The organism is Allobosea sp. TND4EK4 (genome assembly GCF_900156025.1).
Classification (GTDB): domain Bacteria; phylum Pseudomonadota; class Alphaproteobacteria; order Rhizobiales; family Beijerinckiaceae; genus Allobosea.
The window spans coordinates 210256-223611 of the sequence record NZ_FTMO01000006.1 but is presented as its reverse complement, the minus strand read 5'-3'; the positions used below and the strand labels follow the sequence as shown (position 1 = coordinate 223611).

Below are 13356 nucleotides of genomic sequence, written 5' to 3'. Positions count from 1 at the left end.
CAGATCGGCTACAACCGCGCCGCATCCATCATGGAGCGCATGGAACACGAAGGCATCGTCGGACCCGCAAACCACGCCGGAAAAAGAGAGATCCTGGTCGATGGCGTGAGCCGGATCGACGACGAGGATTGAGGTCCCGGTTCCGACTTGGCGTCGTCCCGGGCGACCGGAGACAGACCCGGGATCCATGCCGGAACCTGACCGACAGCGTTCCGGAACGGATCCCGGATCGGCGCCGCTTAGCGGCTTGTCCGGGATGACTGTTCATTTAGCCGGATAGCGAGGCCTAGCCAGCGATCACGCCCTTACGGAGCAGAAAGCAGCCATAGGGCCGCGCATCGCCAACCTGGACCACGCCGAAGGATCTGCGCGCCGCCTCGTAGAAGGCGAAGCGCTCGATGCCGGGCAGCGGGCCCGCCTGCAGGCCTGCGCCGGCCACCTCCGCCGCCACCTCCTGCTGCACCAGCGGCACGGCTGAGGCATCGCCCACCACCAGCATCCGGCGGATCGGATCGGGCTCGAAATCGTCGATCGGCAGCACGGTGAGGATCGCGCGCAGGGCGCGCGCCATGGTCAGGCCCGGCAGCCGCACGATGCGGCCGGTGGTCGTGGCCCGCGCGATCGTCTCGGCGGGATGGTTGGCATCGACCACCGCGAGGTCGTCGCCATGGCCCATGGCGGCGAGCAGCCAGAGCAGGTCCGGGCCGAGAACGGGGTCGATCGATTTCAGCATCATGGCACCGGGGCGTGGGCGGGGATGAGCCCCCCGGCGCGCAGATCGCTCCAGAGGGCGGCGGGGACGGGGCGGGCGACCAGCGCGACGTTGCGCTCGATCTCGGCGGGTGTCACCGCACCGAGGACGACCGTGGCGACGGCAGGATGGGCGGAGGCGAAGGCCGGCGCCGCCTGCGGCAAGGCAACGCCGTGGGCCGCGCAGACCGCCTCGATGCGCGCGACCTTCGCGAGAATGTCGGGAGGCGCCGGCTTGTAGTTGTAATGCGCACCGGGCCTGGCCCCCGTCGCGAGGATGCCGGAATTGAAGACGCCGGCCAGCATCACCGCGATGCTCTTCTCCAGCGCCAGCGGCAGAAAGCCGTCGAGCGCGCCCTGCTCCAGCAGCGAATAGCGGCCAGCCAGCATCATCACGTCGAAATCGCCGGCGCGGGCGAAGCGCTCGCACATCTCGGATTCGTTGACGCCGACGCCGATGGCCTTGACCGTGCCGTCGGAGCGCAGCTTCTCCAGCGCCCTGTAGGCGCCGTCCATCGCCTCGGCGAAGCGCTGCTCCATCATCGCGCCATGGGTCCAGACATCGACGTCGTGGATCAGGAGGATATCGACATGGTCGGTGCCGAGCCTGAGCAGGGACTGCTCCAGCGAGCGCATGGCGCCGTCATAGGAATAGTCGATCACGGCCGGATGCGGCAGGCCGCCGGCATAGCCGGAGCCGTCCGTCTTGGGCGCGCCGGCTCTCATCCAGCGGCCGACCTTGGTGGAGAGGATCACGCTGTCGCGCGGAACGCTGCGCAGCGCTGCTCCGATGCGATGCTCGGAGAGGCCGTGGCCGTAGAGCGGCGAGGTGTCGATCAGGCTGATGCCGGCGCCAAGCGCCGCGGTCACCGTCGCCTGCGCGGTCTTCTCCTCGAGATGGCCGTAGAGGTCCCCGAGCGGCGCGCCGCCGAAGCCGATCAGGCTGGGCTTCAGCCCGGCGATCGGCCGACCCTCGGGCATCGGTGTCGCAGTCGCTCCGGCGGTCATCGCGCTCCCCTTTTCGGCGGCGCGCATCTGAGGGGGCTTCGCACCGGAAATCAACCGGAGCGGACCGTGGAGCGGCATCGGCGGGCTCGCCCGCTACGGGATTTCGCGGGCGGCCTGTGGGGAGCGCTGAACGCGGCCGGCGGCCTTAACCCTGCCCCGAGCCCCGCGCGACACCACCTTTCGGACCCCTATTCCTGCCAATCGAGTTTCAATAAGACTATCCGGCAAGGCAGCACCGGGCCTCAGGCCTGCGGAGCTTCCGACAAAACAGGGCCGCCTTCGCCGGAGGGGCGAAGCGGCGCTCAAGGAGACATCCATGAAGAAAATCCTTTTGGCGACGCTGTCGGCCTCCGCGCTGATGGCGGCCTCGCCGCTGATGGCGAAGACGCTGGTCTACTGCTCGGAGGGCAGCCCCGAGAACTTCGCGCCGAGCGTCAACACCACCGGCACCTCCTTCGACGCCAACACGCAGATCTACGACACCCTCGTGCAGTTCGAGCGCGGCGGCACCAAGGTCCAGCCGGCGCTGGCGGAGAAGTGGGACATCTCGGCCGACGGCCTGACCTACACCTTCCATCTGCGCAAAGGCGTGAAGTGGCATTCGAACAAGACGTTCAAGCCGACGCGCGATTTCAACGCCGACGACATCATGTTCATGATCGAGCGGCAGTGGAAGGAAAACCACCCGTTCTTCAAGGTCACCAGCTCGAACCACTCCTACTTCAACGACATGGGCATGCCCAAGCTCTTGAAGTCGGTCGAGAAGGTCGATGACTACACCGTCAAGATCACGCTGAACCAGCCGGAAGCGCCGTTCCTCTCCGACCTCGCGATGCAGTATGCCAGCGTGCAGTCGAAGGAATATGCCGACGCGATGCTGAAGGCGGGCACGCCCGAGAAGATCGACCAGGACCCGATCGGCACCGGCCCGTTCTACCTGGTGCAGTATCAGAAGGACGCGATCATCCGCTACAAGGCCTTCGCGGACTACTGGGCCGGCAAGGCCAAGATCGACGATCTCGTCTTCGCGATCACGCCCGATGCGTCGGTGCGCTGGGCCAAGCTCCAGAAGGGCGAATGCCATGTCATGCCCTATCCGAACCCGGCCGATCTCGACGCGATGAAGAAGGACGCCAACGTCCAGATTCTGGAGCAGCCCGGCCTGAACATCGGCTATCTCGCCTACAACACGACCAAGAAGCCCTTCGACAACGTCAAGGTGCGCCACGCCATCAACAAGGCGATCAACAAGAAGGCGATCATCGACGCCGTCTACCTGTCCAGCGGCATCGCGGCCACCAACCCGATCCCGCCCTCGATGTGGTCCTATAACGAGACCATCAAGGACGATCCCTTCGATCCGGAGGCCGCCAAGAAGGAACTGGCGGAAGCCGGCTATCCGAACGGCATGGAGATGGACCTCTGGGCCATGCCGGTGCAGCGCCCCTATAACCCCAACGCCAAGCGCATCGCCGAGCTGATGCAGGCGGATCTGGCGAAGATCGGCGTCAAGGCCGAGATCAAGACCTATGAATGGGGCGAGTACCGCAAGCGCATGCAGGCGGGCGAGCACCAGACCGGCATGCTCGGCTGGACCGGCGACAATGGCGACCCGGACAACTTCCTGCACACGCTGCTGGGCTGCGACTCGGCCAAGACCAACGGCTCGAACGTCGCCAAGTTCTGCTACCAGCCCTTCGAGGATCTGGTGGTGAAGGCCAAGACCGTGACCGACCAGGCCGAGCGCGAGAAGCTCTACCGGCAGGCGCAGGTGGTGTTCAAGGAGCAGTCGCCCTGGTTCACCATCGCCCATGCGGTGCAGCTGAAGCCGGTGCGCAAGGAGGTGAAGGACTTCAAGCTCTCTCCCTTCAGCCGCCACACCTTCTACGGCGTCGACATCGGCAACTGAGCCGCGTCAGGCGCGCCGGCCACCTCTCCGACAGGCTGGCGCTGTTCCTGCATCACGATGCTGCGGCCCGTCACGGGCCGCAGCACTTCGGAGCGGGACGACGACGGGACATGAGCCCCGCGCCGGCTCCCGGCTTCACCGCGATCCCGAGAGACTGCCCATGTCACGTCCCCTGCTTCACGCCGCTCTCGCCTTGAGCCTCGGCGCGGTCACCCTGCCCGCCGCAGCACAGGCGCAGGCGCTCGTCGTCTGCACCGAAGCGAGCCCCGACTTCCTCAATCCGCAATTCAGCAGCCAGAACACGGCCTATGACGTCGCCGCGCAGGTCTATGAGCGGCTCACCGCGACGGAGCGCGGCGGGTCGCAGATCATTCCCAGCCTGGCGGAATCGTGGACGATTTCGGATGACGGGCTCGCCTATACCTTCAAGCTGCGCAAGGGCGTGAAATTCCATTCCGCGAAGGGCTTCACGCCGACTCGGGATTTCAACGCCGACGACGTCGTCTTCTCGCTCGGGCGCATGGCCGACCCCGCGAACCCCTTCAACAAGGTCGGCAGCGGCAACTACCAGTTCTTCAACGAGATCGTGAAGCCGAGCTTCAAATCGGTCGAGAAGATCGACGATCTCACCGTCAGGATCACGCTCTCCAGGCCGAATTCGCCGCTGCTCTCGGCTCTGTCGGTGGAGCCGATGTCGATCCTCTCGGCCGAATATGCCGCCGCGATGATGAAGGCCGGCACGCCCGAGCAGATCGATTTCCAGCCGGTCGGCACCGGCCCGTTCTCGTTGCTGTCCTACCAGAAGGACGCGACCATCCGCTTCAAGGCCGTGCCCGACCATTGGACCAAGGCCGTCGGCAACAAGGACAGGATGGCGCTGGTCAGCGACCTCATCTTCGTGATCACGCCGGATGCGGCGGTGCGTTTCGCCAAGGTTCGCTCCGGCGAGTGCCAGATCGCGCGCTATCCAAACCCCGGCGACCTGCCGGCCATGAAGGCGGATTCCAACCTCTCGATCCTCCAGGGCAGCATCGCCGACCAGAGCTTCCTGGCGTTCAACGAGCGCAAGAAGCCCTTCGACGACCAGCGCGTCCGCGAAGCGCTGGCCTATGCCACGAACATCCCGGCCATCATCGACGCGGTCTATCAGGGCACCGGCAAGGCCGCCGCCGCCGCCGTGCCCCCCGCCCTCTGGTCGCATGACGAGAAGCTGAAGCCGCGCCCCTACGACCCCGAGAAGGCCAAGGCGCTGCTCAGGGAAGCGGGCCTGCCGAACGGTTTCGAGACGACGCTCTGGGCCATCCCCGTGGTCCGGGCCTATATGCCGAACGGGCGCCGCGCTGCGGAGCTGATCCAGGCGGACTGGGCCAAGGTCGGCGTCAAGGCCAACATCCAGACCTTCGAATGGGGCGAGTACCTCAAGCGCGGCCGGGCCGGCGAGCATGAGGTCGGCATGTTCGGCTACACCTGGGACTATCCGGACCCGAGCCAGATCCTCCTCTCGGGCTGGACCTGCGCGGGCGTGAAGAGCGGCTCCAATCGCGCCGGCTGGTGCAACCAGGAAGCCTCGGACGCACTGGACAAGGCCAACACGATCACCGACCAGGCCGAGCGCGCGAAGCTCTACACCCGCTTCCAGGAGCTCTTCCATCAGGATGTGGCCGGTCTGCTCTTCGCCAATGCGCAGGCCTTCACGCCGGTGCGCAAGGAAGTGAAGGACTACAAGATCCACTTCTTCGGCGGCCAACCCTTCTACGGCGTGTCGGTCGCGAAGTAATTCGAGCCTCGGCACAAAATCGGCGCCGCCGCGCATTCGTTGCGCTGGCGGCGCCGCTGCTTTCCTGCCATTGCTCGGCAGCCGCCTCGATCTTGCCGAACATTGCGGGGCGAGGTTGGCCGCGAAAGCCTTCAAAACGGCCATGCCCAAATTTCCGCCACGTGGCGCTTGATCTTGCCGCCGATCTGGTGTTTCCGCTGCGCCGGATTTCGAAATCGACTAAAAAACGACAAGAACGGAACGCCGCGCGCCGACGTGCCCGGCTTTAACACTGGCAAACCATGCTCCGCTTCATCTTCACGCGGGTCAGCCTGGTGATCCCGACCTTCGTCGGGATCACGCTGCTCGCCTTCTTCCTCGTGCGGCTCGTGCCGGGCGATCCGATCGAGACCATGGCCGGCGAGCGCGGCATCGACGCGACGCGCCATGCGCAGCTGCTGAAGGAATATGGCCTCGACCAGCCCGTTCTGGTCCAGTACGGCAAATACATCGAACGGGTCGTGCAGGGCGATCTCGGGAAGTCGATCGTCACCCGCGACAGCGTGCTCGGGGAGTTCGGCCAGCTCTTCCCGGCCACGATCGAGCTCGCGCTCTGCGCCATCCTGATCGCGCTGGTCATCGGGCTTCCGGCGGGCATCCTGGCGGCGGTGAAGCGAAACTCGGTCTTCGACCATGGCGTGATGGGCATTTCGCTCACCGGCTATTCGATGCCGATCTTCTGGTGGGGCCTGCTGCTGATCCTGCTGTTCTCGGTGCAGCTCGGCATCACGCCGGTCTCGGGCCGGATCGCGGTGCAGTACTTTATCGAGCCCGTGACCGGCTTCCTGACCATCGACAGCCTGCTGGCGGGCGATGTCGACGCCTTCTGGTCGGCCCTGTCGCATCTCGTCCTGCCGGCAATCGTGCTGGGCACCGTGCCGCTCGCGGTCATCGCCCGCATGACCCGCTCGGCGATGCTGGAGGTGCTGGGCGAGGACTATATCCGCACGGCCCGCGCCAAGGGCATGGCGCCGCTGCGGGTCGTCGCGCTGCATGCGCTGCGCAACGCGCTGATCCCGGTGGTCACCGTGATCGGCCTGCAGGTCGGCACGCTCTTTACCGGCGCGATCCTGACCGAGACGATCTTCTCCTGGCCCGGCGTCGGCAAATGGCTGATCGAGGCGATCAGCCGGCGCGACTATCCGGTCCTGCAGGGCGGCACATTGCTGCTCGGCATGGTGGTGATGAGCGTCAACCTGATCGTCGACCTGCTCTACGGCCTGATCAACCCGCGCATCAGGCACGCCCGATGACCCGTCTTTCGAACCGTCGCGCCAACTGGAGCCATCGCCCATGAGCGCCGAGACCCTCGAAGCCCCGGCCGTCGCCGCGCCGGGCGGCGCACCACCGCATCCGGCCCGCGAGTTCTGGAGCTATTTCAGCGCCAACAAGGGCGCCGTCGCCGGGCTCGCCGTCATCGTCGTGGTGCTGGTCTGCGCGCTTTTTGCCCCGCTGATCGCGCCGCATAACCCCGACCTCACCAACAACGCCGTCTTCCTCAAGCCGCCCTTCTGGCAGGAGGGTGGCTCGCTCTCCTACCCGCTCGGCACCGACGCGATCGGCCGCGACATCCTCTCGCGCCTGATCTATGGCGCCCGGCTCTCGCTGGTGATCGGCATCGCGGTCGTCGCGCTGGCCATCGTCATCGGCGTCGTGCTCGGGCTCGTCGCCGGCTATTTCAAGGGCGTCGCCGACATCGCGATCATGCGGTTGATGGACATCCTGATGACGATGCCGAGCCTGCTGCTCGCCATCGTCATCGTCGCGATCCTCGGCCCCGGCCTGATGAACGCGATGCTGGCGGTCGCCATCGTTGTGCTGCCGCATTACGTGCGCATCACGCGCGCCGCGGTCATCACCGAGGCGAGCAAGGACTATGTCGTGGCGGCGCAGGTCAGCGGCGCCCAGACGATCCGGCTGATGTTCTCGGAGATCCTGCCGAACTGCGCCGCGCCCCTCATCGTGCAGGCGACGCTCGGCGTCTCCACCGCCATTCTCGACGCGGCCGCGCTCGGCTTTCTCGGCCTCGGAGCCCAGCCGCCGACACCGGAATGGGGCACGATGCTGGCCGATGCGCGCGAATTCGTGCTGCGCGCCTGGTGGGTCGTGACCTTCCCCGGCCTCGCCATCCTGATCACGGTGCTCGCCTTCAACTTGCTCGGCGACGGTCTGCGCGATGCGCTCGACCCCAAACTGAAGCGCTGATCCCATGCCCCTTCTCGAAATCGAAAACCTCAGCGTCGAGTTTCCCACCTCGCAGGGAACCTTGCGCGCGGTCGACCGCATCGACCTCACCCTCGAAGAGGGCGAGATCCTCGGCGTGGTCGGCGAATCCGGCTCCGGCAAGAGCGTCACCATGCTCGCGCTGATGGGGCTGGTCGCCTATCCCGGCCGGGTCCGCGCCGACAAGCTGCGCTTCGACGGGCGCGACCTGCTGACCATGTCCGCGCGCGAGCGCCGCCACCTCACCGGCAAGGACGTGGCGATGATCTTCCAGGAGCCGACGACCAGCCTGAACCCGTGCTTCACCATCGGCTTCCAGCTGGCCGAGACCCTGAAGAAGCACGAGGGCATGGACAGCAAGGCCGCCAAGCGCCGCTCGATCGAGCTGCTCGAACAGGTCGGCATTCCCGCCCCCGAGAGCCGCCTCAAGGCCTTTCCGCACCAGATGTCGGGCGGCATGAACCAGCGCGTGATGATCGCGATGGCGATCGCCTGCAATCCGCGCCTGCTGATCGCGGACGAGCCGACCACCGCGCTCGACGTCACCATCCAGGCGCAGATCCTCGACCTGCTGATGTCGCTCCAGAAGGAGCGCGGGATGGCGCTGGTGCTGATCACCCACAATATGGGCGTGGTGGCCGAGACGGCGCAGCGCATCATGGTGATGTATGCCGGCCAGATCATGGAGGAGCGCAAGGTCGACGCGCTCTTCGCCGCCCCGCAGCATCCCTATTCCGCCGCCCTGCTCTCGGCCCTGCCTGAGCGCAGCGAGAACGCGACGCGGCTCGCCACCATCCCCGGGATGGTGCCGGGACTGAACGACCGGCCCAAGGGCTGCCTGTTCAGCCCGCGCTGTGCCTATGCCACCGAGCATTCGCGCCTGGTCCAGCCGCAGCTGCGTCCCTGGATGGACGGCAGGGTACGCTGTCACTACCCGCTGGGCGATCCCCAGCGCGAGGCCGAGCGTGCCCGCGACGAGGGCCGGGCGACGACGGAGGCGAGCCGATGAGCGACATCGTCATCGAGGCCCGCGAGCTGACGCAGACCTACCCGGTCAAGCAGGGGCTGTTCAAGCCGCCGGCGCAACTGCAAGCCGTCAACAAGGTGTCGTTCTCGGTCGCGGCGGGGCGGACGCTCGCCATCGTCGGCGAATCCGGCTGCGGCAAGTCCACGCTCGCGCGCATGGCGACGCTGATCGAGAAGCCGACCTCCGGCGAGCTGACGCTCGACGGGCTGGACGCCGTCAACCCGCCGGCCGACCAGCGCCGGCACCTGCGCCGCACCGTGCAGTTCGTCTTCCAGAACCCGTATGGCTCGCTGAACCCGCGCAAGAAGGTCGGCACGATCCTCGAACAGCCGCTGCTGATCAACACCAAGCTCAGCAAGGCCGAGCGCGAGGCCAAGGTGCGCGCGATCATGGCCAAGGTCGGCCTGCGGCCGGAACACTACAACCGCTATCCGCACATGTTCTCCGGCGGGCAGCGCCAGCGCATCGCGATCGCGCGCGCGCTGATCCTCTCGCCGAAGCTGGTGGTGGCGGACGAGCCGGTCTCGGCGCTCGACATCTCGATCCAGGCGCAGGTGCTGAACCTGCTGGCCGATCTGCAGGAGGAACTGCATCTCGCCTATCTCTTCATCTCGCACGATCTCGGCGTGGTCCGGCACATCGCCCATGACGTGCTGGTGATGTATCTCGGCAATGCGATCGAGCACGGGCCGAAGGAGGCGATCTACGCCCGCCCCCTGCATCCCTATACGCAGGCGTTGCTGGCCTCGACCCCGCGCGTCGATGGCGGCAAGCGCGAGCGGATGATCCTGCGCGGCGAACTGCCCTCCCCGCTCGATCCGCCGAAGGGCTGCGTGTTCTCGACGCGCTGCCCCTTCGTGACCGATCGCTGCCGGGCCGAGCGGCCGGAAAAACGCGAGATCGACGGGCGGCTGGTCGCCTGCCACTACGCCGAGGATTTCCTGGCGAAGGCGGCGGCTTAGCCGAATTTCCTCGCTCTTGCAGGTTGCCGCAAAAAGCGAGCGTCATGCCCGGCGCAGCGAAGCGAAGACCCGTGATCCATGCCGGAACAGTTCAGGCATGGATCCAGGGTCTCCCTCCGGTCGCCGGTGATGACCGACTATGAACAACAGGCTACAGAACGCGCGCCCGATCGTTCTCAAATTCCCTTGGTCACGCCGCCATCGACGCGGATGTTCTGGCCGGTGATGTAGCCGGCATCCGCCGAGAGCAGGAAGGCGACCGTGCCGGAGATCTCGTCGGCGCTGCCATAGCGCTGCATCGGCACCGTGGCCCGGCGCGCCTCGGTCGCGGGCAGGCTGTCGATCCAGCCCGGCTGGACGTTGTTGATGCGGATGTTGTTGGCCGCGTATTTGTCGGCGAAGATCTTGGTGAAGGTGGCGAGGCCGGCCCGCGCCATCGCCGAGGTCGGGAACATGTCGCTCGGCTCGAAGGCCCAGGCAGTGGAGATGTTGACGATGGCGCCGCCGTTCTGCCGCTCCATCACCGGCGTCACCAGCCGGATCGGCCTGACCGCGCTGAGGAAATAGACGTCGAGCCCCTTCTGCCAGTCCGCGTCGGTAAGATCGAGGATCGGCGCGCGCGGGCCGTGGCCGGCGCTGTTGACCAGCGCGTCGATGCGGCCCCATTTGTCGAGCGTGGCATCGACCAGCCGCTTGACGTCGTCGTTCGACTGGTTGGAGCCGGTGATTCCGAGGCCGCCGAGCTCCTGCGCCAGCGCCTCGCCCTTGCCGGAGGAGGACAGGATCGCGACCTTGTAGCCGTCCCGGGCCAGGCGCCGCGCGACAGCGGCCCCCATGCCACTCCCGCCGGCGGTGACGATCGCGACCTTGTCCATGCGCTGCGCTCCAGAATTTCGTTGACGCTCGATGCGGGAGAGGCCGCCATTCTGGACGAGGCCGGTCCCGGGCGCCACCGTCATCTGCCCGAGTTGGCCCGGCCGGCGGGCCTATGTCAAAGCGCGAGGTCGGCTTTTGGCGGATTCTCTTTCCGGCACGCCCGGGATCATGTCTGATACGGGCTCGAGGCAGGATTTGTTCGAATCATGACGCTCGCTCAGCTCAAGCGCATGCTCGCGCCGCAATCGGTCGCCGTCCTCGGCACCGCCGACGCTTGCGCGCGGATCGGCAGCTCGATCGAGGCCGGCGGCTTCCGCGGCCGGCTGTCGCGCATCGCGGATATGGCGGAGGGGGCCGCCCTGCCGCAAGGCTATGACCTCGTCATCGCGGGAGCCGCGGATGCGACGCATCTCCTGCCGAAAGGCGCGCTGGACGGCTCCGCAGGGTTGCTCGTGCCGGACGGCTCGGCATCCGCGGCGGTAGAACTGCGCTCTGCTGCGGGCGCCGCCGGAATCCGCCTGATCGGCCCGGATGCTCTTGGCCTGATGGCGCCGCGCCTCGGCCTCAATGCGACACCCATCTCCGCGATGCCGCCGGCCGGCTCGCTGGCGCTGGTGGCGCAGTCCAACTCGATCGCGGCGGGCATCATCGCCTGGGCGGCGCGGCGCGGCATCGGCCTTTCCGGCGCGGTCACGCTCGGCGAGGGCGCCGATGTCGATGTCGCCGACTGCCTCGACCATTTCGCCAATGACGGGGCGACCCGCACCATCCTTCTCGCCATCGACGAGGTGACGCAGGCGGGGCGCTTCCTCTCCTCGGCGCGGGCCGCGGCGCGGCTGAAGCCGGTGCTGGTCCTGAAGCCGCCGGGACGACCGCCGGAGGGACCCGCCCTCACCCATGCCGCGCTGATCGTGACCAGCGACGCTGCCCATGACGCCGCCTTCCACCGCGCCGGCCTGCTGCGCGTCAGCGACCTCGACGAACTCTTCGCCGCCGCCGAAACCCTCGGGCGGGCCCGCGCGGCGGATGCGGGCCGCCTCGCGATCGTCAGCAATGGCGACGGGCTCGCAGCCCTGGCCGCGGGCCAGCTTCGCCAGCTTGGCGGATCGCCGCGGCTGGAGCGGGAGCCCCTCCGGGTGCGCAGCGCCGCCGATTACCGCAGCGCCACGGCTGAACTGCTCGCCGATCCGGAGATCGACGCCGTGCTGGCGCTCAACGCCCCGATCCCGCCCGGCGATCCGCTGGATTGCGCCCGTGCCGTGGTGGACGCACGGCAGGACGCCGCATCGCGCAAGCCCGTCCTCGCCGTCTGGCTCGGCGGGTCGGACGAGGTCACCGCCCTGTTCGCTGCCGGCGGCATCCCCTCTTTCTCGACCGAGGCCGAGGCGGTCACCGGCTTCCAGCACCTCACCCGGCATGCCCGGCTGCAGCGCGAGCTGATGGCGACGCCGCCCTCCAATCTGCAGGACCGGCCGACCGACCTCGCAGCGGCGCGCGGCATCGTCGGCAGGGCCCTCGCCGACGACCGGCATTGGCTCAATCCGGACGAGGTGAGCGACCTGCTGGCGATTTTCGACATCCCGATGTTGCGGCCGCTCGTCGTGCCGGACGAGGCCTCCGCCGCGGCCGCAGCCCGGCCGTTCATCGCCGCCGGACGGACCGTCGCGCTCAAGATCGTCTCCCCCGACGTGGCGCATAAATCCGATGTCGGCGGCGTGGCGCTGGACCTCGCCAGCGAGGATGCCGTCGTCCAGGCAGCGCGGCGGATGGCGGCACGGCTGAAGGAGCTGCGGCCCGAGGCCCAGCTCGACGGCTTCTCGATCCAGCCGATGGCGCATTGTGCCAAGGCGCGCGAACTGATCGCCGGCTTCGCCACCGACCCCTGCTTCGGCCCGGTAATCATCTTCGGGCGCGGCGGCACGGCGGCCGAGCTGATCGCCGACACGCATGCGGCGCTGCCGCCGCTCGACCTCGCCTCGGCAGAGGGGCTGATCTCTCGCACCCGCGTCTCGCGCATCCTCGCCGCCTATCGCGACGTGCCGGCGGCCGATCGCGGCGCCATCGCGGCCGTCCTGGTGGCGCTGGCGGAGATGGCTTCGAGCCTCCCGGAAATCCGCGAGATCGACCTCAACCCGATCCTCGCCGATGCCAGCGGGGCGGTGGCGGTCGATGCCCGCATCGTGCTGGAGCCGACCCCCGCGCTGCGCCGGCGCCCGGCGATCCGGCCCTATCCGGCGAGCTGGACGCGCCGCCTGTCGCTCGGTCAGCGCCATTTCGCCGTGCGCCCGATCAAGCCGGAGGACGAGGGCGCCATCGCGGACATGCTGAAGCGGGTGACGCCGGAGGATCTGCGCCTGCGGTTCTTCGCGCCGGTCAAGAGCTTCAGCCACAACTTCCTCGCCCGGCTGACCCAGCTCGACTATGCGCGGGAAATGGCCTTCATCGCTTCCGAGGACAACAGCGGCGCGGCTGCGGGCGTGGTGCGGCTGCATGCCGACCCGGGGCATGTCGAAGCCGAATACGCCATCCTGCTGCGCTCCGACCTCAAGGGCATCGGGCTCGGCCGTGCCTTGATGCTGCTGATCATCGAATGGGGCCGGGCCGAGGGGCTTTCGCTGATCCAGAGCCAGGTGCTGGCGGAGAACGGGCCGATGCTCGAACTCTGCCGCAGCCTCGGCTTCTCGGTCTCGGTCGATCCTGAGGACAGTGCCATCCGGCGGGTCACTCTTGTCGTCCCGCCTCCCTCCCCCGGCGCCTGACGCCGGCCAGCCACCGCTACGGGATC

Annotated in this window: 10 protein-coding genes; 7 read left to right on the top strand and 3 right to left on the bottom strand. The window is 67.7% G+C overall.

Translation table 11 applies throughout. The annotated features are described in order from the left end of the window. Positions 1 to 286: 286 nt before the first annotated feature. Positions 287 to 733 (bottom strand): RbsD/FucU family protein, encoded by a 447-nt coding sequence (locus BW981_RS13305; RefSeq protein WP_076439880.1) that lies wholly within the window; start codon positions 731 to 733, stop codon positions 287 to 289. Beyond that, positions 733 to 1758: an aldo/keto reductase gene (locus BW981_RS13300; protein WP_076439949.1), complete on the bottom strand. Its 1026-nt coding sequence runs from the start codon at positions 1756 to 1758 to the stop codon at positions 733 to 735. The genes BW981_RS13305 and BW981_RS13300 overlap by 1 nt, the downstream gene beginning before the upstream one ends. Positions 1759 to 2074: 316 nt before the next feature. Here BW981_RS13300 and BW981_RS13295 point away from each other — a divergent pair, with 316 nt between their 5' ends. From BW981_RS13295 to BW981_RS13270, 6 genes are all read left to right on the top strand, one after another. Continuing rightward, positions 2075 to 3667: an ABC transporter substrate-binding protein gene (locus BW981_RS13295; RefSeq protein WP_076439878.1), complete on the top strand. Its 1593-nt coding sequence runs from the start codon at positions 2075 to 2077 to the stop codon at positions 3665 to 3667. Positions 3668 to 3827: 160 nt separating this feature from the next. Next, complete coding sequence (locus BW981_RS13290; protein ID WP_076439876.1) at positions 3828 to 5444, top strand: ABC transporter substrate-binding protein; 1617 nt, start codon at positions 3828 to 3830, stop codon at positions 5442 to 5444. A 281-nt stretch (positions 5445 to 5725) separates the two neighbouring features. Next, a complete protein-coding gene (locus BW981_RS13285; protein WP_076439874.1) occupies positions 5726 to 6736 on the top strand; it encodes an ABC transporter permease subunit in 1011 nt (336 codons plus the stop codon). Positions 6737 to 6776: 40 nt separating this feature from the next. Beyond that, a complete protein-coding gene (locus BW981_RS13280) occupies positions 6777 to 7688 on the top strand; it encodes an ABC transporter permease subunit (RefSeq protein WP_076439872.1) in 912 nt (303 codons plus the stop codon). A gap of 4 nt (positions 7689 to 7692) precedes the next feature. Further along, positions 7693 to 8715 (top strand): ABC transporter ATP-binding protein, encoded by a 1023-nt coding sequence (locus BW981_RS13275; protein ID WP_076439870.1) that lies wholly within the window; start codon positions 7693 to 7695, stop codon positions 8713 to 8715. Next, positions 8712 to 9695, top strand: a complete 984-nt coding sequence (locus BW981_RS13270; RefSeq protein ID WP_076439868.1) for a peptide ABC transporter ATP-binding protein — start codon at positions 8712 to 8714, stop codon at positions 9693 to 9695. The genes BW981_RS13275 and BW981_RS13270 overlap by 4 nt, the downstream gene beginning before the upstream one ends. 176 nt (positions 9696 to 9871) lie before the next feature. Here the strand turns inward: BW981_RS13270 and BW981_RS13265 are convergent, their stop codons facing one another. After that, positions 9872 to 10570 carry an SDR family oxidoreductase gene (locus BW981_RS13265; RefSeq protein ID WP_076439866.1) on the bottom strand — a complete coding sequence of 233 codons (699 nt, stop codon included), beginning with the start codon at positions 10568 to 10570 and terminating at the stop codon, positions 9872 to 9874. A 207-nt stretch (positions 10571 to 10777) separates the two neighbouring features. On the opposite strand from BW981_RS13265, the gene BW981_RS13260 reads away from it, so the two are divergent. After that, positions 10778 to 13330, top strand: coding sequence for a bifunctional acetate--CoA ligase family protein/GNAT family N-acetyltransferase (locus BW981_RS13260; RefSeq protein WP_076439864.1), 2553 nt, complete (start codon positions 10778 to 10780; stop codon positions 13328 to 13330). The last annotated feature ends 26 nt before the right edge of the window (positions 13331 to 13356 follow it).

Excerpts from the sequence above, each read along its gene's own strand:
- BW981_RS13300 (WP_076439949.1), bottom strand. The coding sequence starts at position 1,758 with ATGACCGCCGGAGCGACTGCGACACCGATGCCCGAGGGTCGGCCGATC.
- BW981_RS13295 (WP_076439878.1), top strand. The coding sequence starts at position 2,075 with ATGAAGAAAATCCTTTTGGCGACGCTGTCGGCCTCCGCGCTGATGGCG.
- BW981_RS13275 (WP_076439870.1), top strand. The coding sequence starts at position 7,693 with ATGCCCCTTCTCGAAATCGAAAACCTCAGCGTCGAGTTTCCCACCTCG.
- BW981_RS13270 (WP_076439868.1), top strand. The coding sequence starts at position 8,712 with ATGAGCGACATCGTCATCGAGGCCCGCGAGCTGACGCAGACCTACCCG.
- BW981_RS13280 (WP_076439872.1), top strand. The coding sequence starts at position 6,777 with ATGAGCGCCGAGACCCTCGAAGCCCCGGCCGTCGCCGCGCCGGGCGGC.
- BW981_RS13285 (WP_076439874.1), top strand. The coding sequence starts at position 5,726 with ATGCTCCGCTTCATCTTCACGCGGGTCAGCCTGGTGATCCCGACCTTC.
- BW981_RS13260 (WP_076439864.1), top strand. The coding sequence starts at position 10,778 with ATGACGCTCGCTCAGCTCAAGCGCATGCTCGCGCCGCAATCGGTCGCC.
- BW981_RS13290 (WP_076439876.1), top strand. The coding sequence starts at position 3,828 with ATGTCACGTCCCCTGCTTCACGCCGCTCTCGCCTTGAGCCTCGGCGCG.
- BW981_RS13265 (WP_076439866.1), bottom strand. The coding sequence starts at position 10,570 with ATGGACAAGGTCGCGATCGTCACCGCCGGCGGGAGTGGCATGGGGGCC.
- BW981_RS13305 (WP_076439880.1), bottom strand. The coding sequence starts at position 733 with ATGCTGAAATCGATCGACCCCGTTCTCGGCCCGGACCTGCTCTGGCTG.